The sequence below is a fragment of the Brachybacterium alimentarium genome, from assembly GCF_002332425.1.
GTDB lineage: Bacteria > Actinomycetota > Actinomycetes > Actinomycetales > Dermabacteraceae > Brachybacterium > Brachybacterium alimentarium.
In genome coordinates, this window is the sequence record NZ_NRGS01000006.1 from 56,075 (window position 1) to 79,095 (window position 23,021).

General features: G+C 71.8%; 23 protein-coding genes and 1 riboswitch. Of the genes, 14 read left to right on the plus strand and 9 right to left on the minus strand.

Annotated elements, in window-relative coordinates; all coding sequences use genetic code 11:
- Positions 1–177 precede the first annotated feature (177 nt).
- Positions 178–717: a DUF2306 domain-containing protein gene (locus CIK71_RS06120; protein ID WP_096164307.1), complete on the minus strand. Its 540-nt coding sequence runs from the start codon at positions 715–717 to the stop codon at positions 178–180.
- A gap of 82 nt (positions 718–799) precedes the next feature.
- On the opposite strand from CIK71_RS06120, the gene CIK71_RS06125 reads away from it, so the two are divergent.
- Positions 800–1,453: a MerR family transcriptional regulator gene (locus CIK71_RS06125; protein ID WP_096164308.1), complete on the plus strand. Its 654-nt coding sequence runs from the start codon at positions 800–802 to the stop codon at positions 1,451–1,453.
- A 191-nt stretch (positions 1,454–1,644) separates the two neighbouring features.
- Here the strand turns inward: CIK71_RS06125 and CIK71_RS06130 are convergent, their stop codons facing one another.
- Positions 1,645–2,505, minus strand: a complete 861-nt coding sequence (locus CIK71_RS06130; protein WP_245857337.1) for a type II toxin-antitoxin system HicA family toxin — start codon at positions 2,503–2,505, stop codon at positions 1,645–1,647.
- A 134-nt stretch (positions 2,506–2,639) separates the two neighbouring features.
- Between CIK71_RS06130 and CIK71_RS06135 the strand changes: the two genes are divergently transcribed.
- Together CIK71_RS06135 and hrpB are read left to right on the plus strand one after the other, a co-directional pair.
- A complete protein-coding gene (locus tag CIK71_RS06135; RefSeq protein ID WP_096164309.1) occupies positions 2,640–3,191 on the plus strand; it encodes a hypothetical protein in 552 nt (183 codons plus the stop codon).
- Between the two features lie 154 nt (positions 3,192–3,345).
- Positions 3,346–5,919, plus strand: a complete 2,574-nt coding sequence (gene hrpB / locus CIK71_RS06140; protein WP_096164310.1) for an ATP-dependent helicase HrpB — start codon at positions 3,346–3,348, stop codon at positions 5,917–5,919.
- A gap of 135 nt (positions 5,920–6,054) precedes the next feature.
- Here the strand turns inward: hrpB and CIK71_RS06145 are convergent, their stop codons facing one another.
- Together CIK71_RS06145 and CIK71_RS06150 are read right to left on the minus strand one after the other, a co-directional pair.
- Entirely contained in the window at positions 6,055–6,600 is a 546-nt protein-coding gene (locus CIK71_RS06145) for a CPBP family intramembrane glutamic endopeptidase (RefSeq protein ID WP_096164336.1), read from the minus strand.
- Between the two features lie 106 nt (positions 6,601–6,706).
- Positions 6,707–7,351, minus strand: coding sequence for a GOLPH3/VPS74 family protein (locus CIK71_RS06150; RefSeq protein WP_096164311.1), 645 nt, complete (start codon positions 7,349–7,351; stop codon positions 6,707–6,709).
- A 194-nt stretch (positions 7,352–7,545) separates the two neighbouring features.
- On the opposite strand from CIK71_RS06150, the gene CIK71_RS06155 reads away from it, so the two are divergent.
- Positions 7,546–8,013 (plus strand): DUF3817 domain-containing protein, encoded by a 468-nt coding sequence (locus CIK71_RS06155; protein WP_096164312.1) that lies wholly within the window; start codon positions 7,546–7,548, stop codon positions 8,011–8,013.
- Positions 8,014–8,116: 103 nt separating this feature from the next.
- Here CIK71_RS06155 and CIK71_RS06160 read toward each other — a convergent pair whose 3' ends face one another.
- Positions 8,117–9,181 carry a hypothetical protein gene (locus tag CIK71_RS06160; protein ID WP_096164313.1) on the minus strand — a complete coding sequence of 355 codons (1,065 nt, stop codon included), beginning with the start codon at positions 9,179–9,181 and terminating at the stop codon, positions 8,117–8,119.
- 29 nt (positions 9,182–9,210) lie between these two features.
- Positions 9,211–9,326: riboswitch (SAM riboswitch) on the minus strand.
- A gap of 93 nt (positions 9,327–9,419) precedes the next feature.
- On the opposite strand from CIK71_RS06160, the gene CIK71_RS06165 reads away from it, so the two are divergent.
- Genes CIK71_RS06165 through CIK71_RS17990 form a run of 4 tightly spaced genes read left to right on the plus strand, consistent with a single transcriptional unit; the run spans position 9,420 to position 13,759 of the window.
- Positions 9,420–10,679 (plus strand): methyltransferase domain-containing protein, encoded by a 1,260-nt coding sequence (locus CIK71_RS06165; protein ID WP_096164314.1) that lies wholly within the window; start codon positions 9,420–9,422, stop codon positions 10,677–10,679.
- A gap of 40 nt (positions 10,680–10,719) precedes the next feature.
- The gene (locus CIK71_RS06170; RefSeq protein ID WP_096164315.1) at positions 10,720–11,463 is read left to right on the plus strand and encodes an SRPBCC domain-containing protein; all 744 of its coding nucleotides are present in this window, start codon (positions 10,720–10,722) and stop codon (positions 11,461–11,463) included.
- A complete protein-coding gene (locus tag CIK71_RS06175) occupies positions 11,460–12,521 on the plus strand; it encodes an asparaginase (RefSeq protein WP_241964232.1) in 1,062 nt (353 codons plus the stop codon). The genes CIK71_RS06170 and CIK71_RS06175 overlap by 4 nt, the downstream gene beginning before the upstream one ends.
- A gap of 26 nt (positions 12,522–12,547) precedes the next feature.
- A complete protein-coding gene (locus tag CIK71_RS17990) occupies positions 12,548–13,759 on the plus strand; it encodes an inositol monophosphatase family protein (protein ID WP_096164316.1) in 1,212 nt (403 codons plus the stop codon).
- Between the two features lie 102 nt (positions 13,760–13,861).
- Here CIK71_RS17990 and CIK71_RS06185 read toward each other — a convergent pair whose 3' ends face one another.
- Positions 13,862–14,284, minus strand: a complete 423-nt coding sequence (locus CIK71_RS06185) for a VOC family protein (RefSeq protein WP_096164317.1) — start codon at positions 14,282–14,284, stop codon at positions 13,862–13,864.
- Positions 14,285–14,450: 166 nt separating this feature from the next.
- On the opposite strand from CIK71_RS06185, the gene CIK71_RS06190 reads away from it, so the two are divergent.
- From CIK71_RS06190 to CIK71_RS06200, 3 genes are all read left to right on the plus strand, one after another.
- Complete coding sequence (locus tag CIK71_RS06190; protein ID WP_096164318.1) at positions 14,451–15,356, plus strand: sulfurtransferase; 906 nt, start codon at positions 14,451–14,453, stop codon at positions 15,354–15,356.
- Positions 15,353–15,799, plus strand: a complete 447-nt coding sequence (locus CIK71_RS06195) for a SufE family protein (protein ID WP_096164319.1) — start codon at positions 15,353–15,355, stop codon at positions 15,797–15,799. The genes CIK71_RS06190 and CIK71_RS06195 overlap by 4 nt, the downstream gene beginning before the upstream one ends.
- 195 nt (positions 15,800–15,994) lie before the next feature.
- The gene (locus tag CIK71_RS06200; protein WP_096164320.1) at positions 15,995–16,876 is read left to right on the plus strand and encodes a PadR family transcriptional regulator; all 882 of its coding nucleotides are present in this window, start codon (positions 15,995–15,997) and stop codon (positions 16,874–16,876) included.
- A 3-nt stretch (positions 16,877–16,879) separates the two neighbouring features.
- Here the strand turns inward: CIK71_RS06200 and CIK71_RS06205 are convergent, their stop codons facing one another.
- The gene (locus CIK71_RS06205) at positions 16,880–17,752 is read right to left on the minus strand and encodes a hypothetical protein (RefSeq protein ID WP_096164321.1); all 873 of its coding nucleotides are present in this window, start codon (positions 17,750–17,752) and stop codon (positions 16,880–16,882) included.
- A 264-nt stretch (positions 17,753–18,016) separates the two neighbouring features.
- Here CIK71_RS06205 and dps point away from each other — a divergent pair, with 264 nt between their 5' ends.
- Together dps and CIK71_RS06215 are read left to right on the plus strand one after the other, a co-directional pair.
- Positions 18,017–18,508, plus strand: a complete 492-nt coding sequence (dps, locus tag CIK71_RS06210) for a DNA starvation/stationary phase protection protein Dps (protein WP_096164322.1) — start codon at positions 18,017–18,019, stop codon at positions 18,506–18,508.
- A 202-nt stretch (positions 18,509–18,710) separates the two neighbouring features.
- A complete protein-coding gene (locus CIK71_RS06215) occupies positions 18,711–20,072 on the plus strand; it encodes a M20/M25/M40 family metallo-hydrolase (RefSeq protein ID WP_096164323.1) in 1,362 nt (453 codons plus the stop codon).
- Between the two features lie 50 nt (positions 20,073–20,122).
- Here the strand turns inward: CIK71_RS06215 and CIK71_RS06220 are convergent, their stop codons facing one another.
- A complete protein-coding gene (locus CIK71_RS06220; protein WP_241964177.1) occupies positions 20,123–20,800 on the minus strand; it encodes a TetR/AcrR family transcriptional regulator in 678 nt (225 codons plus the stop codon).
- Positions 20,801–21,143: 343 nt separating this feature from the next.
- On the opposite strand from CIK71_RS06220, the gene CIK71_RS06225 reads away from it, so the two are divergent.
- Positions 21,144–21,416, plus strand: coding sequence for an HPr family phosphocarrier protein (locus tag CIK71_RS06225; RefSeq protein ID WP_096164325.1), 273 nt, complete (start codon positions 21,144–21,146; stop codon positions 21,414–21,416).
- Positions 21,417–21,488: 72 nt separating this feature from the next.
- Here CIK71_RS06225 and CIK71_RS06230 read toward each other — a convergent pair whose 3' ends face one another.
- Entirely contained in the window at positions 21,489–22,607 is a 1,119-nt protein-coding gene (locus CIK71_RS06230) for an MFS transporter (RefSeq protein WP_245857339.1), read from the minus strand.
- Positions 22,608–23,021: the final 414 nt, after the last annotated feature.

A 23,021-nucleotide genomic window follows, 5' to 3' on the forward strand; every position in this document is an offset into this window, starting at 1 on the left:
CGTGCACTCCGCGGCGGGCGGGCCTTCAAGAGCGGTGGTCAGTGCGGGCAGTATTCCACGTCGCGCAGGCCCGGGCACGTCTTCCGCACTCGCGAGCCAGATTTTTCGGTCATCCGTCCTGCCGTCCCGGGACCTGCGGACGAGACGACCGGCCGGTCAGCCCCGGCGCTCGGGAGCTCACGGCTCCGGCTGACTGAGCGGCCCGGTCGCAGGCTGCCTGCTCGGCTGCGCGCTCTGATCGTCGATGGCGATCCCGTTCCCGTCAGCCCTCACGCCGCGGATCATGAGCGGCGCGAAGCACCCCACCAGGAGGGCCACGCCGAGCACTGTCATCAGCACCATGGGCAGATCGCTGTGCAGCAGCTGGGGGATCAGTCGCGTGGGCACCAGGGCAGCGAAGGCGAACGCGGTGAGGGTGCCCAGATAGGACCCGATCATGAAGCCGCGATGCACGCCGACGTTCCCGCGACGGATCGCGGCCAGGGAGATCACCATGCAGGTGAGGGTCCACAGCGAGAGACCGTGCAGCCAGGAGAACCCGTCGGGCATGATCCCGAAGCTCGAGCCGCACACCACCAGCATCGCCGCGACCCACGTCCCTCCGAGGATCCGGTGGGCCCGGTCGCGTCGTGGCCGCAGGATCTGCAGCGGCCCCAGCAGGAGCACGTACAGCGCGGCGACGGCGTGGACGGCGATGACTGGCGTGAGCGACCCCATGCACCAGACGATAGTGTCACTATCCAGGACCGCGCCATCAAGATAGTCGCAGGTCCCCGCACTATCCAGGGACGGTGAAGAGATGCTGCTGCAGGAACTGGCCGCAGCGAGCGGGTGCAGCACGGCCTCGATCAAGTACTACCGGCGCGAAGGCCTGCTGCCACCGGGGGCGAGACTCACCGCCACTCGTCAGGAGTACGGCCCGCGCCATCTGGAACGCCTCGAGCTGATCCGGGTGCTGCGCGAGATGGCCGACGCCCCGATTCCCCGGATCCGCCGCCTGGCCGCGCTGCTCGACGATCCGGCCGTGCCCTTGATCGCCGCGCTCGAGGAGGCGCAGGCGATCATCCTGGGTGCTGACGTGGAGCCGGCGGGAGGCGAGCGCCCGCGGGACGAGCATCCGTCGGTCGCGGTGATGCTCGAGCGCCTGGGATGGCCGGACATCGACTCCGTCCCCCGGCGAGCGCTCGACGCCCTGGTCCGGACTCTCGAGAGCTGGGAGATGCCGTCGGACCCCGAGACGCTGCTGCACTATGCCGAGCCGATGAGCCGGATCGCACAACGGGAGCTGGAGTATCTGCGCATGGGGAGCGCCGCCGGGCAGGAGCCGTCGGACGACGCCGTGGTGCTGCGCGCGGTCTCCGGCACGATCGCGTTCGACCGACTGGTCCATGTGCTGCGGGCGCTCGGCCACACGTCGCTGAGTGTGCAGGCCAGCGAGCTTCCCAGGGAATGAACAGCACCGTCGCAGAGCTTTTTCCAGGAGACCGTGTGTACTCGTCTCAACGCGTCACCGGAGGGACCGCCGACTGAGGAGGAAGCGGACTTCCCACTATTCCGGAGGCGCGGGGGAAGGGATGGCCCCGGCTCGTGGGGACGAGCCGGGGCACTTCTTCGTCCGGGGCCGTCTCGCTCCGGACCTCTCGCTCAGCGGCGCAGATCGATCCCGAACACTCGCCGGATCTGGGCCACCGCATGGCGCGTGAAGCGACGATCCGAGGGGGTCGAGGCGAAGGGGACCACGAGCCCGGGATGGTCCGGGTGGGTCACCCGGCCGTGGGTCGAGCCGGGCGTGACCACGAATCCGGCCGACTCCATCCGGCGCAGCAGCTCCCGACGGCTGGTGGGGTGTCTCGTCCCTCGACCGCCGCGTGCGCTTGGCCCGGCGGCGTCCTCGGCGATGTCGAGAGCCGGTTCGTAGTCCTCCGGCCGCACCGACAGCGCATACCGGGAGGAGAACACGCCGATCACGGCGTTGTCGGCCCGCCGTACCTGTACGACGAGCCCGCCGCGCAGGAAATGATCGCTGGCCCCGGCGTCCGCCGTCCAGGCATCCTCCGGCTCGGCCACGACCTCCACGATCCGCGAGGTGCGCAGGTCCTCGACGCCGACGGCGCGGATGTCGTCCCCGTCCACCCGCAGGGGGCGCGGCCGCGGTCGCGGATCCTCCGGGGCGAGGCTGTGCACGGCAGCGGCGGGCGGGGCGCTCGGCACGCGCTGCGGCTCCAGCCGTCGTCCGCGACCGGGCAGCCGATCGGAGGGCGACTCCTCGCTCGTCGGCGTCGGGCGAGGGCCGCTGCGGGCCGACGGGTCCTCCGCAGGGCGGCGGCCGGTCGCGGTCCAGTCGACGGGGCGGACGGTGCGCGCGGGGTCAGTGCTCCCGCGCAGCGCCTTCGGGGTCGGAGGCGCGGGTCGGGCCGGCGGGGTCGGCGCTCCGTCGGCCTGGGCCGAGGGACCGGCTGCAGGGGTGCCCTGTCGCCTCGTGCGCCGCGACGACTTCGCTCCCATGCCGGTCTCCTTCCCGCCTTCGTCATGCTCCCGACCCTCGGGGGCTTCCTCGATGGTGGCACGTGCGTGGTGGCCCGTGCGCAGGGCTCCAGTAGCGTAGTGCGCGCCCGTCAGTCCGTTCCGAGAGGTTTCGCGTGTCCCTCACTTCGCTCCCCCGCCGTCCGCTGCCCGTCCGTCTGGTGGGCGCGCTGTTCGCCGTGACGTTGCTCGCCGCCGGCTGCAGTGCGGGCTCGGATCCTGCGGCGGAGGACTCCTCTGCGGCGTCCGGAGAGTCCGCGACGTCCGACGACGGCGGTGACGGGGAGTCCGACGGCACCGTCGTGGCCGATACGTCCGACGGCGGCGGCCAGACCGCCGCCTCCATGCCGGTCGAGCCCATCGCGGTGACCCCGGCGCCCGACGGCTTCGAGCCTCCTGCGGCCTGCTCCGGCGAGGGCGCCTACTTCGCCGAGGTGGGCGAGTCCTCGACCCCGGATCTCCCCGAGCGCGACGGCGAGACGCTGACCATCGAGGCCACCGGGATCTCCGGCGAGAACGCCCAGCTCACCGCCTCCTTGGGCGGCGGCGAGGCCCGTCCGCTCGAGGACATCACCCTCGGCGAGACAGCCGCTATCGAGCAGTGGACGATCTCCGTGACCAGCGTCTGCGAGAAGACTGACCAGGTCGAGTTCGACCTCATCAACTGACCCGCCGCACCCGACACCGCCAGCGCACCCGCCCCCGGTCCCGGCCCGCACCCGGGCCCGCGCCCGGATGATCTGAACTGCTGGGCACGCGGGAAGCAGACCCCGGACAGGCAGCGACTGGGCCCCTGACCGCCCGGCGCGGCATCATGGGGGAATGCCCTCGCCCCCTCCCCCGCACCGCTTCGATCTCGACGCCATCGGGGCAGGGCTCCCCGTCGCGTCCGCGCGGGAGGAGCTCGAAGCGGCCGCGCGCCGCGGCGCGATGGTGGTCACCGCCCCTCCGGGCACCGGTAAGACCACGCTCGTGCCGCCGCTGGTCGCGAACCTCGCCGAGGGCCTGACCCTCGTCACCCAGCCGCGCCGGGTCGCCGTGCGCGCCGCCGCCCGCCGGATCGCCCTGCTGGACGGCAGCGAGCTGGGCGGGCCCGTCGGGTTCACCGTGCGCGGCCAGCGCCAGGTGGGCCGCTCGACCCGGCTGGAGATGATCACCCCCGGGGTGCTGCTGCGGCGCCTGCTGGCCGATCCCGCGCTGCCCGGCGTCGCCGCAGTGGTGCTCGACGAGGTCCATGAGCGCTCGCTCGAGACGGACCTGCTGCTGGGGATGCTCGCCGAGGTGCGCCAGCTGCGTGAGGATCTGCTGGTGGGCGCCATGTCCGCCACGCTCGACGCCGCCGCGGTCTCCGCCCTCCTGGACGACGCGCCCGTGGTCGACGTGCCCAGCGCCCTGCACCCGCTGACCCTCTCCTACGCGCCCTCTCCCACGCTCCGCCTCGATGCCCGCGGCATCACGCGGGACTATCTCGACCACCTGGCCCGCACCACTGCCCGGGCACAGCGCGAGGCAGGATCCGACGCCCTGGTGTTCGTGCCCGGTGCCCGCGAGGTCGATGAGGTGGTCTCCCGGCTGCAGGGCCTCGTCGGTGAGCAGGTCGAGGTGCTCGCCCTTCACGGGCGCCTGCCCACCGCGCAGCAGGACCGCGCCACCGGCGGTCGGCGTCCCGGGGAGCCGCAGCGGATCGTGGTCTCCACGTCGATCGCGGAGAGCTCGCTGACCGTGCCGGGCGTGCACCTGGTGGTCGATGCCGGGCTCTCCCGCGAGGTGCGCCGCGACCGGGGCCGTGACATGTCCGGTCTGGTCACGGTGAGCGCCTCGCGCGCCGCGGCCGCTCAACGGGCCGGCCGCGCCGCCCGCCTGGGCCCCGGCCATGCGGTGCGCGTGTTCGCGCAGTCCGATCTCGCCGGTATGCCCGCGCAGTCCGCCCCGGAGATCACGAGTGTCGACCTCACCGATGCCGCGCTGTGGCTCGCCTGCTGGGGCACCCCGCGCGGGGACGGTCTCGCCCTGCTCACTCCGCCGCCCGCTGCGGAGATCACCGCTGCGGAGCAGACGCTGAGGGCGCTCTCCCTCGTCGACGCCTCGGGCCTGCCCACGGACTCCGGCACCCGGGTGTCGCGCATGCCGATCGGGGTCCGCGAGGCCCGCGCCCTGGTCGACGGCGCCCGGGGCCTGCCCGGCCGGGACGGCGCCCGTCGGGCGGCAGAGGTGGTCGCCGCCGTCTCGGACGACCACCGGCCCGTCGGTGCCGATCTTCCCCGCCTGCTGCAGGAGCTGAGGTCGGCTCGCGCGCCGGGCACCGAGCGCTGGGCCCGGGAGCGGGACCGTCTCGCCAGGATCGCCCGGGACGCACTCGGCGACTCCTCGAGGGGCGCGAGGCGGGTGACCTCGCCGGACGCCGCCGAGCAGGCGGGAGCGATCCTCGCCCTGGCCCGGCCCGAACGTATCGCGCGCCGCATCGAGGACGGCTCCCGTTCCTACCTGCTCGCCTCGGGCACCCGGGCGGCGCTCCCGGAGAGCAGCGGACTGCTGGCAGCGCCCTGGCTCGCCGTCTGGGAGGTGCAGAGGGCCGAGGGGCGGGCCGCCGACGGGACCGGGGCGGTGATCCGCACCGCTGCCCCGCTCACCGAGGAGGACGCCTTCCTGGCCGGCGCGGATCTGCTGCGCGATGAGCGCACCGCCGTGCTCGAGAGCGGCACCGTCCGGGCGCGGGCGCGGCGGGCGCTGGGGGCGATCGAGCTGTCCTCGACCCCGGTCCCTGCCACGAAGCAGGACACCGTGCCGGCGGTCCTCGCCCACGTGCGCTCCCGAGGGCTGGACGCCCTGCCCGCGAACGACACGGCACGCTCGCTGCGGGCCCGTCTGGCTCTGGTGCACCGTGAGCTCGGAGCGCCGTGGCCCGCGATGGACGAGGCGTCGCTGCTGTCGACCATGGAGACATGGCTGGCCCCGCAGCTCTCGGCCCGCACCACGCACCTGACCTCGGTCGACGTGGCCGGAGGGCTGCGCCATCTGCTGCCCTGGCCGGAGGCCGCGGAGCTGGATGCCCTGGCGCCGCAGCGGCTCGCGGTGCCCTCGGGCTCGAGCGCGCGCATCGACTATCCCGCGCCCGACGCCGAGGACGGCCGCCCCGTGGTCGCCGTGAAGCTGCAGGAAGTGTTCGGGCTGTCCGAGACGCCGCGCGTAGTGCGAGGCCGGGTGCCGGTGCTGTTCCATCTGCTCTCCCCGGCTCGCCAGCCGCTCGCGATCACCGATGACCTGCGGTCCTTCTGGGACGGGCCCTACCAGGACGTGCGCAAGCAGATGCGCGGTCGCTATCCCAAGCACCCCTGGCCCGAGGATCCCTGGACCGCGCCGGCGACCGCCCGGACGAAGCGGGCCGCCGGACGGTAGCCCAGGTGCTCGGCCACCGTGGCGAGGTGATTCCGCCACAGTGCAGAGGGAGCGCGAGGGGTGGCACGACGCGACCTCCCCGCCGAGCCCGCGCTGACTGCGGCCGCGTGAACAGCGTCCCGGACCCGGCAGCGTCTACACCGCGAACAGCCCTGCGGCCAGATTGCTGACCGCGTGAACGAGCGCACCGGGCATGAAGCTCCCGGTCCTATGACGAAGCCAGCCCAACAGCCACCCGGCCGCGAACTGCACGGGGATGACCGGCCACACCCGAACATCGATGAGCAACAGCGGAAGGTGCGGCAGGAGGAATATCGCCGCCTGGAGGAGATTTCCCCGCCCGAAGCCGAGCCTCCGCAGGCACACGCCTCCGAGAAGTCCCCTGAACAGCACCTCTTCCCCGACAGCCCTCAGCACCACACCGAGCGCGACACCGACTGACGCGGGTCGAGCGATCGACACTCCAGGAGCTGCCAGCACATCATCCGGAATCGCCACGATCATCAGCCACGCTGCGAGGAGAAGCGGCGCCAGCAGGAGTGCCGCCCACCCATACGCCGATGGAGAACCTCGAACGGCACCGAGCCGCTGGCGAGCGAGAGTGGAAGAGGTATCTGCTCGGCGACGCTGCACGACCAGGTACACGGCGGCGGGCACGCAGTACAGCACGAACTCGACCATGAACTCCCGCCTCTCGAGAAATGGCTCAGCGCTGGTGACGAGCGCCCTGAGTTCCCCTGGCGAGATCACGTGAGCAGCACGTCCCAGCCGGAGCGCTCGCCATCTCTCAGTTCGCCATCATCGCAGCCTGCGTCGCGATCGCAGTGTTCATCTCGTCCAGGATCCGGCGGAGCGCAGAGGCCGCCGGATGATCGACGGCGAGTCCCTTGACCACTCTGTCCAGCTCACGACGTCTCATGCCGCCCGTCTCCTCCCGGAGGAGGAGATGGGCGATCTTCATCGCGCTCAGCAGCTCGAGCAGGATCGCATCCTGCAGGCTCGCACGCGAGGGATCCGCGATCGCCGCAGCCAGGCGGCTGCGCAGCGCGGTCTCCAGCGCAGGGTCCTTCACCGGCCAGCTGGTGAGGATCCAGCCGTCCTTGCGCTCCACGGCTCCGGCCGCGGCGAGTCCGTCGCCGAGCACCTCGGTGAGGTCCATCGAGCGGTGGGAGATCACGGACTTCAGGCGCTTGCCGTCGAGCACGATGATCGCCCGGAGGGCCTGGTCCAGCTCGGGGATCTCCGGCGCCGAGGCGTCGGTGACCGTCACCTTCGGGTTGCGCTCTGTCCCGATGGCCACCTTCTCGCGCAGGGTGAGCTCGACGACGGCGGCGGCCGCGAGCGCCGGCTTGCGGAACTGGGTCGCGTCCTGACGGCCGGCGTCGTTGGTCAGCAACAGGAAGAGCTCTGCGGGGATCGTCATGGTGGACATATCGCCAGTGTGGCCCCGAGCCCGTGCAGGATCCACCCTGCGGAGGTCGGCCCGGGACACGACTTTCCGATGGCCCGCACCGTGGGAATCCACAGTTGGGAGTGCACAGCGGAAGCACGCCCTCCCGCACGCCGCGAGGATGCCGCGCCGCTCCGTACGGACGCGACCCAGGTCGTCCTGGCACGATGGGGGCCATGCGCCTGTTCTCCACGCCCTCCCGTCTCTACCGGGTGCTCGCCTTCGCCGAGATGGTCACCTGGACCCTCCTGCTGGCGGGCATGCTCCTGAAGTACGTCCTGCAGGTGACCGACGTGCTGGTGCGCATCGGCGGCGGTCTGCACGGCTTCACCTTCCTGTCCTACCTGGTGGTGACGGTCCTGGTCGCGATCGATCAGCGCTGGAAGCTCCGCGACGTGCTGCTCGGGATCGTCTCGGCGGTCATCCCGTACATGACGGTGCCCTTCGAGCGCTCCGCGATCCGCCGTGGCCTGCTCGGGGAGGCCTGGCGGCTGCGCACGGAGCCGGGCCGGAAGCCGCTCGAGAAGGTGGCCTCCCTCGGGCTGCGCCATCCCCTCCCGGCAGCGCTCATCGCGATCGTCGTGGTCGCGATCGTGTTCTCGGTGCTGCTGTCGCTGGGCCCGCCCACCGAGTGGTTCTCCTGATCATCCGCGCCTGAGGTCCGCTGTCGGGACCCTCCCCGACCGCGAGCCTCCGCCTCCCCGCATCTCGTCCTCCCCTCCTCTCGTCCTGCCCGTTCTGGAGTGCTCAGCGCGGCGGCGCGATCGGGTCGATGCGCACCATCTCGCCGTCGCGCAGATGCAACCGGCTGATCTCCACCACGGACTCGCGATGGGAGAGCTGGGGAACCTGCGGCTGATCGGACTCGGGCGGTAGCGGCTCCCCGAAGCACACCCCGCAGGCCTGCACGGTGAGCGCCAGCGACCGTCGCGCCTCCCAGTTCACCTGCGCCTCGTGCGCAGCCCGGATCCAGGGGCCGCCCTGGGGACGGCAGGGTCCCTCCCCGTCGCGCCCCTGCAACGGGCACCGCGCAGGCCGCTCCGTGACCAGGAGGTCGAGCCCCTCGACCTCCGGCACCCGCGGATCCGCCCCGGTGGGGATCACGTCGAGGCCTCCGGGGCCGATCCGCAGCACGGCTGCCTGTCCTTGCTCGACGGCGATCAGCAGCGCACGCTCGAGCGCCTGGTCCGGATGGGCGGCGAGCAGATCCTCCCGGGCCGCGGCGGCCGGTTCGAACCAGTCGCGCCGCGAGCCGACGAGCGCTCCGAGTGCCACCGGGCCCCCACGACGACGCAGGGCGCCGGCGACCACCGGCCGACGGAACCAGCTGCGCTCAGGGGGCCGGATCGAGGTGCGCCCGCCACCCGACGGAGCCCCTGCGCTCGCGCCCTCCCGGCTGGGACGGCTCGGCGGGTCCGTCGGCCGCAGGCGCGCCTCGAACGGCGCCTGGCCGCCGCTGAGGTCGGCGACGATCATGCCCTCGGGGCTCAGCGTGGGCAGCACGGGGCCGAGCGCCGGGAGCACCAGCCAGGTGTGCTCGAGGTCGAACGGCACCCGGTCCCGCAGCGTGGCGCGCACGGTCTCGGGTGCGGGAGGTGTCGTGGGCCGACGCCGGCGATAGGCGAGCTCGTCCTCGTCCTCTCCGTCGGCCGCAGCCCCGGGCGCGTCCGCGGGCGAGACCGTCGGCCCCTCCGGCTCGTCGGCGAACAGCGCCGGGTCGGCGCAGGCCGTGATCGCGCCGACGCCCGGCAGATCCAGCTCGATCAGCTGGTCCCGCCAGGTGCTCGCGGAGGGATCGTTCTCGTGGTGCATCGTTCGGCCTTCCGACGTGGGCCCGGGCGGGTCCGCTGACCGAAGGAGCGGCTGCTCTCCGACCGGGTCTTCCTCGACGGGCACCGGGTTCGGTTCCGGTTGCCGCGCGGCCTCTGTCGAAGGAGTGCAGCCGCGTCTCATGACCCGTCTGCGACGGTACGCGCGGGCACTGACATGCGAAGCTCCGCGCCCTGGCTCGGTGCCGGCTCCGCTCACCGTCGCCCCGTAGACTCCGGGGGTGCGCTGCCATCATTTCGAGTCCGGGGAGTGCAGGTCGTGCACTCTCCTGGACCTCCCCCGCCCCCGGCAGGTCGCCGAGGGGCGCGAGCGCGTCGAGACGCTGCTGGCCCCGTTCCTCGCGACGGGCGCCGCCTGGCAGGCTCCGATCGTCGGCGCCGAGTCCGGCTTCCGCGCCCGCGGGAAGATGGCGGTGGGCGGCACCGCGCAGGAGCCAGTCCTGGGCCTGCCCGGTCAGGCGCTCACCGCGGATCTCTGCGACTGCCCCCTGTATCCCGACGGCGTCGAGGCCGTGCTCGAGGGGGCGAAGGCCCTGATCCGTCGGGCGCAGGTACCGCCCTATGACGTGGCCCGACGCCGGGGCGAGCTCAAGAACGTGCTGGTCACCGCGTCGCCCGATGGCGAGCATCTGCTGCGCCTGGTGCTGCGCAGCGAGAAGGCCCTGGGCCGGATCCGCGAGCACCTGCCCGCGATGCTCGCCGCCCACCCCTCGGTCATCGCGGTCACCTCGAACATCCATCCGGACCACACCACGCGCGTCGAGGGCGAGCAGGAGATCCCTCTCGCCGGGGCGTCCTCGATCGCCGTGCGCACCGGGGACGTCACGCTGTTCGCCCGCCCGCAGTCCTTCCTGCAGACCCACACCGGCGTCGCCGGGGATCTCTACCGTCAGGGCGCCGCATGGATCAGCGAGATCCTCCAGGAACGCACCGCAGCAGACACTCCCGCAGGCGAGGCATCCGCAGATCCAGAGAACCCAGAGAACCCAGAGAGCCGCGCGAACCCCGCGAGCCCCGCGGCGGTACCTGCCCCACGGATCTGGGACCTGTACTGCGGTCTCGGCGGCTTCGCCCTGCACGTCGCTCGCGCCCTGCCCTCTGCACGGGTCACCGGGGTGGAGGTCTCCGCGCAGGCGATCGACGGAGCCCGTGAGTCGGCCGCCGCGCAGCGCCTCCCGGCCACCTTCCTCGCCGACGACGCGACCGCCTGGGCGATCCGGGAGGCCGCGGGCGAGGACGGCCCACCGGACGTGGTGGTCGTGAACCCGCCGCGCCGCGGGATCGGCCCCGAGCTCGCCGCGTGGCTCGAGCGGTCCGGCGTACGTGACATCGTCTACTCCAGCTGCAATCCCACCACGCTGGCCACGGACCTCGCGGCCATGCCCTCTGTGCGCGTCACCGCCGGTCGCTTCGTGGACATGTTCCCCCACACCGAGCACGCCGAGGTCATCGTGCGCCTGCGCCGCACCTCCACCACCTGACACAGTGGGCTCGAACCCCGCCTGACGAAGGAGCACCCCCTTGTCCTCATCGACTCCCACCCCCGAGACCCAGCTGACCGAGGTCACCCGCACCGTCGCTCCCGCGAAGAACGGCAACACCGTCTCCCTCGCCCAGACCTTCCCCGTGGACCCCGAGGAGCTGTGGTCGGCGCTCACGATCGGTTCGCACCTCGAGGTGTGGTTCGGTCGCGCCAGCGGCGAGGTGGTCGAGGGCGGTGCCTACACGCTGCCCGACATGGAGACCCACGGCAGCGTGCTCGCCGTCGAGGCTCCGCGCCGCCTGCTGCTGAGCTGGGAGTTCGGCAACAGCCGCAGCGAGATGGAACTGCTGGTGACCCCTGCGGAGGAGACCGGGGCCGACGGCGACGCCCCGGCCGCGGACGTGGCGTCGGCCGAGGCAGCAGCAGCCGGGACCGCTGCGGAGGCGGGCACCGTGGGCACCGCTGCGCCGCGCACCCGCTTCGAGCTGCGCCACACGGTCCCGGCCGACGCCCATTGGGCGACCTTCGGCCCGGCCGCGACCGGCTGCGGCTGGGACGGTGCGCTGTACGGACTGGCCCTGCACCTCCAGGACCCGTCGGCCGATCTCATGGGTCGCCTGGGCCGTTTCGCGAGCTCCCCCGAGGGCGCCGAGTTCACGCGCGCCACGGCGGACGCCTGGTACGAGGCGCACGTCGCCTCCGGCGCGGACAAGAAGCCGGCCCGCAAGGCGTCCGTGCGCACCGCCGCCTTCTACCTCGGTGAGGAGCCGGACCTGTCGTGACCAGCACGTCGCCCCCGTCCAGCGCCCCCGGCCCGTCCTCGGTGCCCAGCCCGTCCGGTGCCTCCGGCGCACCATCCGCCATCACCCTGCTGACCCTCGGCGGCACCATCTTCATGACCCAGGGCGAGGACGGCGGCCATGCCGCACCGGACTCAGCGGCCGGCGAGCGCCTCACGAGCACCCTGATCGACGGGATCGAGCTCATCGCGCACGAGATCGCGAACGTCTCCTCCTCCGACGTGCGCCCCCACCATCTGGCCGAGGTGCTCGAGCGGGCCCGGCACGCGGTCGACGCCGGGGCCGCCGGGGTGGTGCTCACCCACGGCACCGACACCCTCGAGGAGTCCGCGTTCCTGCTGAACCGCGTGTGGGATCGCGAGGCCCCGCTGGTGGTCACGGGGGCGATGCGTCCGGCGAGCGCGCCCGGCGCCGACGGGCCCGCGAACCTGCAGGACGCCGCCCGCACCGCGGCGTCGCCGTCGGCCCGCGGTGCCGGCGTGCTGGTGGTGTTCGACGGTCACGTGCATCTCGCCGACCAGGTCTCGAAGGTCTCCTCGCGCTCGGTCGCGGCCTTCGCCTCCACGCCGTCGGGCCCGCTCGCGATCGTGGACGGCGCCGAACTGCGTCTCCTGCAGCCCCTCCCCCGCCGCGCCGTCGTCCTGCCCGACGCACCGCTCGGGCGTCTGCCCCGGGTGCCGACGCTGATGGCCGGGCTCGACGACGATTTCGATCTGCTCGATCACCTGCCCGCGGAGCTCCTCTCCGGCCTGGTGATCGCCGGGGTCGGCATGGGGCACGTCTCCCCCGCCGCGATGCCGCGCCTGCGCGGCCTGCTGGCCGACGGCGTGCCCGTCGTGGTCGCGACCAGGATCCCCTCCGGCGGCACCTCCACCCACCACTACGCCTATCCGGGAAGCGAGGTGGACCTGCTGGAGGCCGGAGCGCTCATGGCCGGGCACCTGCCGCCCGCGAAGGCCCGCCTGCTGCTGCAGGTGCTGCTCGCCGACGGAGCCTCCGGGCCGCGGATCCGCGAGTCCTTCGAGACCTACGCGTCCTAGTCCCGGCGCACGGCTACTGTCGACGGGTGGATCTTCGCAGCGCAGCAGAACTGGCCATCACCCTCGCCCGGGAGGCCGGCGACTTCGCCGTCGCCGAGCACGACACCGCCCGGATCGAGGCGAAGGGCACCGGCGCCGATCTCGTCACCCACGTGGATCGTGAGGCGGAGGCGCGGATCGTTCAGGCGCTGCGCGAGCGCTACCCGGAGCACGCGATCCTCGGCGAGGAGGAGGGCGAGCAGGGCGCTGCGGCGGGAGCCCGCCACCGCTGGCTGATCGACCCTCTGGACGGCACCCACAACTACGTGCTGGGCCTGGACGTCTACGGCGTGTGCATCACCCTGTGCGAGGGAGACCGTCCGCTGGTCGCCGTCGTGCACGACTCCCCGCGACGGCGCACCTTCTGGGCGATCGCCGGCGCGGGCGCGTGGCTCTCCCAGGGCGAGGACAAGGAGCCCCGACGCCTGGTGCTCGGCACCGGGGTCCCGCTGGACCGCACCACCGTCGCGTTCACCCAGGGGTACGAGGTGGGCCATGACGACGAGCGCCGCAACGACCTTTTCACCTCCCTCGAACGCGGCACGAAGCGGGTGCTGCGCAGCTGGGCGCCGTCCTCGGATTGGGGGCTGCTGGTCACCGGGCAGCTCGGCGCGATGGTCGCGTACCGCAACGAGATCTGGGATCTGGTGGGCGGCACGCTCCTCGCCGAGGAGGCCGGCGGCGCGGTCCGCACCGACCCGGCCGGCGAGCTGATCGTCGTCGGGCGGCCGCAGACCGTGGAGGAACTCGATGCCCTGCTCGGTGTCACGCGGGCGGCAACGGAGGCGCGGCTATCAGAGGATGCACCACTGCCCGAGCAGAAGGACGTCGCGTCCTCGCCGTTCACGAGGATCCCGCGGAGAGAGCGGATCGCCGAGAGCTCTCTTGCCTTCGCCGTGCATGACGCGCACCCGGTATCCCCCGGTCACGCGCTCATCATTCCGGTCAGGCAGATCCCGACCTGGTTCGACGCGTCGCCCGAGGAGATGCGCGAGGCCCTGGAGCTCGTCGACGTCGTGAAGGCACGTCTGGACGCGGAGCACGCCCCGGACGGGTACAACGTCGGCTTCAATGCCGGGGCCTCCGCCGGCCAGACCGTTTTCCATGCCCACCTGCACGTCATTCCGCGTTACTCGGGCGATGTCGATGATCCGACGGGCGGGGTCCGCCACGCCGTGATCGGCAAGGGGTTCTACTGACCACCGTTCCGGTCCGTCGATAGTGGGCACCCTGCCCATCCAGGTGGCGCGACCCTCAGCATGGTCGAATACCGGGTCAGAGCCGTCGGGGCGCCGGCACCCTCACGTGTTCTGGACGAGGCAAAACGGGTGCCCGGCGGGATCGACGTAGACCCGGAAGCTGCCCGATCCTGAGGGCTGGTGCTCGTGCACGGCCGCGCCGAGGGAGAGCACGCGCGGCTCGGCCTTGTCGATGTCCGGCACCGCGAAGTCGAGGTGGAACTGCTGGGGGTGGGCGCCGCCGGGCCAGCTCGGCGCCTGGTAGTCGTCGATCCGCTGGAAGGCGAGCGTGGCGTCGCCGTCCGGATTCTCCGGGGTGAGGCCGCCGCGAGGCGGGGAGAGCGTGGCCCAGTCACGGTCCGATCCCTCCTCGAGCCGCCAGCGCAGCAGCTTCGCGTAGAACGTCGCGAGCTCCATCGCGTCGGGACAGTCCAGGACGATCAGGTCGAGCTTCGGGATGAGGGATTCCTGCTCCAGGTTCTCCATGGAGCCACCGTAGGAGCCCGGGCCCGCCGTGGGAAGAGCGGCGGAAGCCCGGTGCGAGGACCGACCTCCTCGAGGCGTCCGCTCGCAGCACAGTTCACGGATCCCCACCGAGCGCCCGGCAGTGACAGACTGGATCCAGTCCATCCAGCGTTCGAAAGGTTCCTCCATGACCGTTCCCGTCGATCCGAGTCCTGCCCTGCAGGAGTACGCCCACCCCGAGAAGCTCGTGACCACGCAGTGGCTCGCCGACACCCTCGGCAGCGACGAGCTGGTCGTCGTCGAATCCGATGAGGACGTGCTTCTCTACGAGACCGGCCACATCCCCGGCGCCGTGAAGATCGACTGGCACCTGGATCTCAACGACCCGGTCACCCGCGACTACGTCGACGGAGCCGGCTTCGCGAAGCTCATGGACGCCTCCGGCATCACTCGCGAGACCACTGTGGTGATCTACGGCGACAAGTCGAACTGGTGGGCCGCGTACGCCCTGTGGGTGTTCGAGCTGTTCGGGCATCCGGACGTGCGTCTGCTCGACGGCGGCCGCGCCGCGTGGCAGGCCGAGGGTCGCGAGATGACGACGTCCGACGACGGTCGTCCCGCTGCCACGTCCGGTTACCCGCACATCGAGCGCGAGGACGCCCCGATCCGCGCTTACCGGGAGGACGTGCTCAACTTCCTGGGCGGCCAGCTGGTCGACGTCCGCTCCCCGCAGGAGTTCTCCGGCGAGCGCACCCACATGCCGGACTACCCGCAGGAGGGCACCGTGCGCGGCGGGCACATCCCCACTGCGCTGTCCGTCCCATGGGGCCGTGCCGCCGCCGAGGACGGCCGCTTCAAGTCCCGTGAGGACCTCGAAGCGATCTACCAGGGCGAGCTGGGCTTCGAGACCTCCGCGCCGGTCATCGCCTACTGCCGCATCGGCGAGCGCTCGTCCCACACCTGGTTCGTGCTGAAGTACCTGCTCGGCTTCGACAGCGTGCGCAACTACGACGGCTCCTGGACCGAGTGGGGCAACGCCGTGCGCCTGCCCATCGCCGTGGGCACGGAACCAGGTGAGGTCGCCGCCCGATGAGCGACGTTCTCCCGGAGGCGTTCGCCGAGATCGCCGACGACTTCCATGCCCTGACCGGCCGGGACCGCCTGCAGCTGCTGCTGGAGTTCGCCAACGGCCTGCCGGAGCTGCCCGAGCGCTATGCGGAGCATCCCGAGCTGCTCGAGCCGGTCCCGGAATGCCAGTCCCCGATCTTCCTGGCCACCGAGGTCGAGGGATCGGGCCGCGACGCGATCGCCCGCCTGTTCTTCTCCGCCCCACCGGAGGCCCCGACCACCCGCGGTTTCGCCGCGATCCTCGCCGAGGCCCTGGACGGCCGCACCGTCGGCGAGGTGATCGACACCCCGGAGACGGTCACCGGGGAGCTCGGCCTGGCCGAGGTCGTGAGCCTGCTGCGCTTGAACGGCATGGCCGGGATGCTCGCTCGCATCAAGCGCCAGCTGCGCGAGAAGGCCGGCCTCTGACCTGCTAGGACAATGAACCGAACGGCGCCGGATCCCTGCGGGGGCCCGGCGCCGTTCGCTGCGCAGGGACCGTCCTTCCCCTCGGCGGACTGCGCGCCGCCGCGGATGACCCGACATGGCGGACGCCACGAGGCCTTGCCACGCGATACATAACGATATATCGTGATGCTACTTCTACAGGAAGGGGGTCGCCCCATGCGACACCATCACTCTCCTCATCAGCCCCGATTCGGGGACGGCTTCGACCGCGCAGGCCGCTGGCAGCGGGACGGGTCCCAGGGCCCGGAAGGACGCGACGACTTCGGCTCTGAGCGCCGAGGGCGCAGCGGCGACCCCCGCGCGCACGGCGGCCGGCCGGGCGGGGGTCGCGGCCGACGCGGTCCCGAGGGCTTCGGCCCTGCGGACCGCGGTCCCGACGGCTTCGACCCCCGCGGCTTCGGTCCGGACGGGAAGGGCCTCGGCGGGTTCGGCACGTACGGCCCCGGCCGCCGCGACGACCCTCGCGACGGCGGGTTCGGCCCGCACGGGGGCGGGCGCGGCGGCGGTCGCGGTCGGCGCGGCGGGCCCGATCGCCGAGGTCGAGGACCTCACCGCGCACCCCGCGGCGACGTCCGCACCGCTGTGCTGCTGCTGCTCGCCGAGGAGCCGATGCACGGCTACCAGCTGATGCAGACGATCACCGAGCGCACCGGCAGCCGCTGGCGTCCGAGCCCCGGAGCCATCTATCCCACGATCTCGCAGCTCGAGGACGAAGGCCTGGTCATCACCGAAAAGTCCGGCGGGCGCAAGCTCGCGAGCCTCACCGAGGCGGGCCATGCCCACGTCGAGGAGAACTCGTCCACGTGGGCGGATCCGTTCCCCGCGGCCGCGCAGTCAGCGGACGACGAGGTCATCGATCTGCGAGAGCTCGCGCACGGTCTGCTCGGCGCCGTGCGGGAGATGGCCCGCACCGGCTCGGACGAGCAGGTGCGCCAGGCCGCCGTCCTGCTCGAAGAGACCCGCCGAGGTCTCTACACGATCCTCGCCGGCCCATCGGCCGCGCAGAGCGCGGATCCGTCGGCCGACGATCCGTCGTGACCCTCAGGGCTTCGTGGGAGGCCCCGTGCGCGGGGTCTTCCCGTCGCCCTCTCGATGCCCGTACGCCTCGTAGGCCTTCTCCGCGCCGCTGCGCAGCACGCTGAAGGCGGTCCTGCCGGCCTCGGACTGCGCGAAGTCGAAGGCGGCCTGCGCCCTGTCCACGAAACCGCGACGCTCCTCGTCGGTGGCGTCCTCGTCGCCGGGACCGCCCTTCTGCGAGGCGAAACCGGAGATGTCGGGTCCGCCGAAACCGGTCGGCGGAGCCTGTCCGCTCTCGATCCGCTCATGGCGATCCAGAGCCACCTTCAACTCGAGCGGCACCCGCACCTGCCGCACGAGCGTCGCCCGCACATCCTGCCGGATCTGCGTCGACTGCTCCGCGAAGAACTCCTCGCCCTCCCCGAGATCGGGGTCGAGCTCGAGCGCCTTGCCCAACAGGTAGGACGCCAGGTCCGCCGCCACTTCCGGCGAGAGTCCGTAAGCGTCCGCCGAGGCCGGCGACGAGAGCAGCGCCACGGCGTCGTCCCGCTCGAGCACGCTCGGGGCGATGTCCAGAGCGAGCAGCATGTCCTCGACAAAGGCATGGAAGCTGGCGTCTCCCGGCACATCGGCGCGACGCAGCTCGACCCTCCCCCAACCATCGGGCAGGCGCACCTGGGAGACACCCTCCCGGGCGAATTCGTCCTGCGCGGCGCGGCGCACGATGCGGCGGGCGGCGCGGATCAGATGTCCGGAGTCGGCATCGCGGGGCAGCTCCGGGGAGATGGCCCGGGCGTCGGCCAGCACCCGCGAGCGCGCGGACGAGTTCTCGGCGCGGCGGCGCACAGTGGCGGGGACCGAGGCCAGACGTCCTCGGATCGTGGCGATCGGCTTCATGGGCGCACCTCCTGCGAGTCCTGCTGGATGGGCTGTTCAGGTGACCATCCTACGGACGGCCACCGCGAGGCGCCGCAGCGAGGTCGACAGCGCGTTCGGCTCGCGACGTCGACCGGCGCGCTCCCGCTCTTCCGCTCAAGAGTGCAGGTGAGGCTCACCTGCGTGACCAGACAGCCCGGGCGCGCAGGAACATGCACCTTCCGCTGCGCGTTGAACTGGACAACAATGCTCGACACGAGCACCTCACGACACCAAGGAGATGACATGGCTGACCTCGCTTACACCATTCCCGGACTCGGCACGGACGACTCCCTCCGTCTCGTGGAGTCCCTGCAGGACCGGCTCCACGCCATGAACGATCTGCACCTGACGCTCAAGCACGCACACTGGAACGTCACGGGGCCGCGCTTCATCGCCGTCCACGAGATGCTCGACCCCGAGGTCGCGGAGGTGCGCGGATTCGCCGACGACCTCGCCGAGCGCATCGCCCAGCTCGGCGCCTCCCCCGTCGGCACCCCGGGCCGCCTCGTCGCCGAGCGCAGCTGGTCCGACTACACCACCGGCAAGGCGGACACGCAGGAGCACCTGAAGGCCCTGGACGAGGTCTACACGGGCATCATCTCCTCGAACCGCAAGGCCATCACCCTGGCCGGCGAGCTCGATCCGATGACCGAGGACATCCTGGTCGAGCAGACCCGCGGACTGGAGAAGTTCCAGTGGTTCATCCGCGCCCACCTCGAGGGCTCACAGGCCTGATCGACGCACCGCGAGGAACGAGCGGCAGGAGACCAGGCGCACGACGCACAGGCCTGATCGACGCACCGCACGGCGCGGGCGCACCCTGAGGGGAGCGCCCGCGCCGTGCTCGTTCGTCCTCATGTCTCAGGGTGTCGGCCCCGATGACCGGGCGCACCGGCGCCGAGTACGGTGAGGACCCCGACCCCGAGGAGGACCCCGCATGCCGATCGCCGACCCGAGCGCCGATGAACTCAGCCTGCTGCAGGACGAAGCGGTGCTGTTCACCCGCGAGCTGATCCGGATCGACACCACCAACTTCGGGGGCAACGATCCGGCCACCTGGGGCAAGGGCGAGACCGAAGCGGCCGATTACGTGGTGGGAAAGTTGCGCGAGGTGGGGCTCTCGCCGGAGGTCCATGAATCCGCCCCGGGGCGGCCCAGTGTGTTCGTGCGCCTGCCGGGAGAGGACCGCGAGCGCGGGGGCCTGATCCTGCACGGCCACCTCGACGTGGTCCCTGCGCGCGCCGAGGACTGGTCAGCAGATCCCTTCGGGGCGGAGATCCGCGACGGCATGATCTACGGTCGCGGCGCCGTGGACATGAAGGACATGGTCGGCATGCTCCTGGCGCTCGCGAGGCACCTGTCCCGCGCTGGCCAGGTCCCTCCGCGTGATCTGCTGTTCGCCTTCTTCGCCGACGAGGAGAACCGCGGGATCTGGGGATCGGAGTGGATCGTCGAGCACCACCCGGAGATCTTCGCAGGGATGAGCGAGGCGATCAGCGAGGTGGGCGGCTACTCGATCACCCTGCCGGAAAAGGAGACGGGCGAGGACGTGCGCGCCTATGTCCTCCAGACCGCCGAGAAGGGCCTGATCTGGGGTCGCCTGCGGGCGACGGGCCGGGCCGGCCACGGGTCCGTGCCCAACGACGAGAACGCCATCGTGCGCCTGGCCCGTGCGATCACCGCGATCGACGCCCATGTCTTCCCCATCGAGTTCGTCGCCAGCGTGCGTGCCCTGTTCGACGGGGTTACCGAGATCACCGGCATCGGCTGGGACGAGGAGGACATCGCCTCGTTCCTGCCTCTGCTGGGCGGAGCGCGCCAGTTCGTCTCCGGCACCCTCAGCGACTCGGCGAACCTCACGATGCTCGATGCCGGCTACAAAGGGAACGTCATCCCGCAGACCGCCGAAGCGACCTTCGACGCCCGGTTCCTGCCCGGCCACCAGGAGGAGCTGCTCTCGCTGCTCGAGGAGCTGACGGGTGAGCACGTCGAGGTCGTCGTGGACGACATCGGCAACTCGGTGGACTCCCCGCGCACGGGCCCGCTCGTGGACGTGATGACCCGGTCGATCCAGGCAGAGGATCCCGGCTCTCGGGTGCTCCCCTACTGCCTCAGCGGAGGCACCGACAACAAGCCCCTCTCCCGCGAGCTGGGCATCATCGGGTACGGCTTCGCCCCGCTCCAGCTGCCCAAGGATCTGGACTTCGCACCGCTGTTCCACGGCGTGGACGAACGGGTCCCCGTGGACGCGGTGCGCTTCGGCGCACGCGTGCTGCTGCGCCTCGCCCGGGACTGCTGAGCGCCCGACGGTTCATGTCGGGGGCCCAGGGGCGTCGGACGCCCCAGGGCTCAGGAGTCTTCGTGCAGGGAATCCGCGAACAGGTCCCCGACGACGAGATCGGTCGGGACCGGGTCCTCCGGCTGCAGGCCGGTGTACCAGCTGGGGAGCAGACGAAGCAGAGCGGCGGTGACGCGTGAGCTGTCCAGCTCCACGCCGGCGCGGGCATCGTCCCCGGTCTCCACGAGCCACTGGATGAGCACATCCAGCGTGCCGCCGGCGTAGAACCGGGCGGCCTCGGCGATGGGGAGGGACGGCGGGACCTCGTCCCCCAGGCGCTCGAGAGCGATCACGTGGAGGTCGGAGAGGGTCTTCACCAGGATCAGGTACGTGGAATGGGAGAACTTCCACTCCAGCGCACCACGCAGGAAGGCGTGGTGGCGGTCGACGTACGCCACCATCGTCGCGGCGGCTGATTGCACGATCCGGTGCATGTCGCCGCCGTCAGCGATGAGCTGCTCGGCGCGCGTGTACTGGAGCTCGAGCATCGAGCCGAACATCGCGGCCACCAGATCGTCGAGGCCGGAGAAGTGGCTGTAGAACGCGGCGCGGCTGACACCGGCGCGACGCGCGAGGGCGTTGACGGTGATCTCGCCGTCGGTGGCGCTGAGGTCCCGGGCGGCTGCGAAGATCGCGGCGCGGGTACGTGCGGGTCGAGGATCCGGGGCACGGCCATGAGTGCTGGGCATCCCCGTATCGTACCGGGGCAGGGGGCTGCGCCGATGATCCCTCGCGGACGCGCTCGGGCACATCACGTGTTGGCAACGACCAGCCCAGACGTCCCCCGTCGGGCGTCTGCTCCCACTGCCGGAGGTGCCGGGGGCAGACAGCGTGCGGCATCGCTGCGGCGCGGCGGTGAACAGGGAGTTCGAGGAGTTCCCACCCGCCCGTGGGGCGCTGACGAGCGTCCGCTGGGGCCGGCATGTCCGGCAGCCCGCACACGCGAGGACCACGCCACGATGGAAGCTCCGTCACAGACAGGCTCGACACGGCGATACCCTGGTGGGGACACATCCAGAAAGGCTCCCCGACATGCCCGAACGAACTGTGAAGATCGCCAGCACGAGCGGACTGCACGCCCGCCCGGCGGCGATCTTCTCGCAGGCAGCGAGCGAGCTGCAGACCCCGGTGACCATCGAGAAGGCCGGGATGGCACCGGTTCAGGCCTCCAGCATCCTCATGCTCCTCACCTTGAACGTCGACTATGGTGACGAGGTGACGCTCCGCGCCGAGGGCGAAGGGGCCGACGACGCGCTCGACACCCTGACCGCGCTGCTCGAGAAGAATCTCGACGAGAACCTCTGAGGCTGCCCGTCGCCCCTGTGACTCCGCCATCGCTCCGCGCGGTGTCCGTGAGTCCGGGCCGCCCGGGACCTCTCAGTGCTGGCGCGGTCGCACCGCGATGGCCGAGAACCCGACCGCTGCGACGGCCGCGAGCACGGCCCCGAGCATCATCGCCGCCGCGGGCCCCTGCTGGTCCACGAGGACTCCGCCGACGACGGACCCCGACATGATGGCCACCTGGAACGCCGTCACCTGGAGGGCGACCGCTGACTCCACGCGACGGGGCTCGGCCGCGGCGACCCACAGCTGAGTGATCACCGGCACTATGTTGAAGCCGATCCCCCACAGCACGACAGCCGCCGCCAGCACGCCGACGTCCTGGGTACCTGCCATGGTGGCCAGCGCGACCGCGAGCAGTCCGGGGCCGGCGGCGGCAGCCCACCGCAGCCAGCGCGAGAGGTAGCCGCCCACCAGGTTGCCGAACAGGCCGCCAAGGCCCCAGCCCAGCAGGAGCACGGCGACCACGCTCGCGTCGACCGCCTCGATCGCCACCCGGATGTACGGGTAGGCCGCGAAGTTGGCGAAGGCAGCCAGGAAGATCACGACGATCCCTGCCACCAGGCGCCGGTTGCCGAGCACGGCCCGCATCATCGCGAACCCTGCGCCGGGCTGCGCCGGAACGGACGGGAGCAGGCGCCACAGCACGCCGGCAGCGAGCAGGGTGAGTGCGGTGATCACGAGGAACACCGCCCGCCACCCGATGATGTCTCCGAGGATCGAGGAGATCGGCACCCCGATGACGGTGGCCATGCTCGTGCCAAGAGCCACCGTCGTGGACACGAGCGCGGCTCGGCCCGTCACCTGCACGCCGACCGCGAGGGCGAAGGACCAGAAGCCCGCGATGGCTATGCCCAGCAGTACCCGCGCCGCCAGCACCACGGCGAAGCTCGGGGAGACCGCCACGATCACATTGGAGACGATGGCGAGCAGCAGCAAGGACAGCAGAACGGTGCGCCGATCGGCCCGTGGGACGAGCGAGGCGATGGTCGGGGCCGTGAAAGCACCGGCCAGAGCAGTCGCAGCGAGCGTCAGGCCGGCCCTGCCTTCCGTCACCCCGAGATCCGCGGCCATACCGGGAAGCACACCCGCCGGGATGAACTCGGCGCTGACCAGAGCGGCGGTGCCCGCAGAGAGCGCCAGCGCGGTCACCACGGGATGCCGGTCGCGCGCGGGCGTTGTCCCGGTCCGGCCGCCTCTCGCCCCGTTCGCCTCCCTCGCCGCGGCCGACGCCGAGACGGTCGCGGGCATTGACGTTCCGACCGACGATGCTCCGGATTCAGACGTCTTTCCGTCGTCCTCAAGGCGATCGGAGGTGGTCTCAGGAGGGCAGCTCGACATGTCTCCAGCATGAGGCAGGAACACGCACAGCGGCAGATGTGCCCACCCCTGGATGCGTCACATCCGGTCCCCGGGACCCGCAGGATTGCGGGGCCGCTGCCTGCGCGCTCCCCACTGCCTCGCCCGGCCAACGGCTCCGGCCCGGCCGTCACTCGCCGGGGATCATGCCGCTGACCTCACGACACAGTTTTCGAGCATGAAGTTCTCGGGCATGAAAAAAGGGAGTGG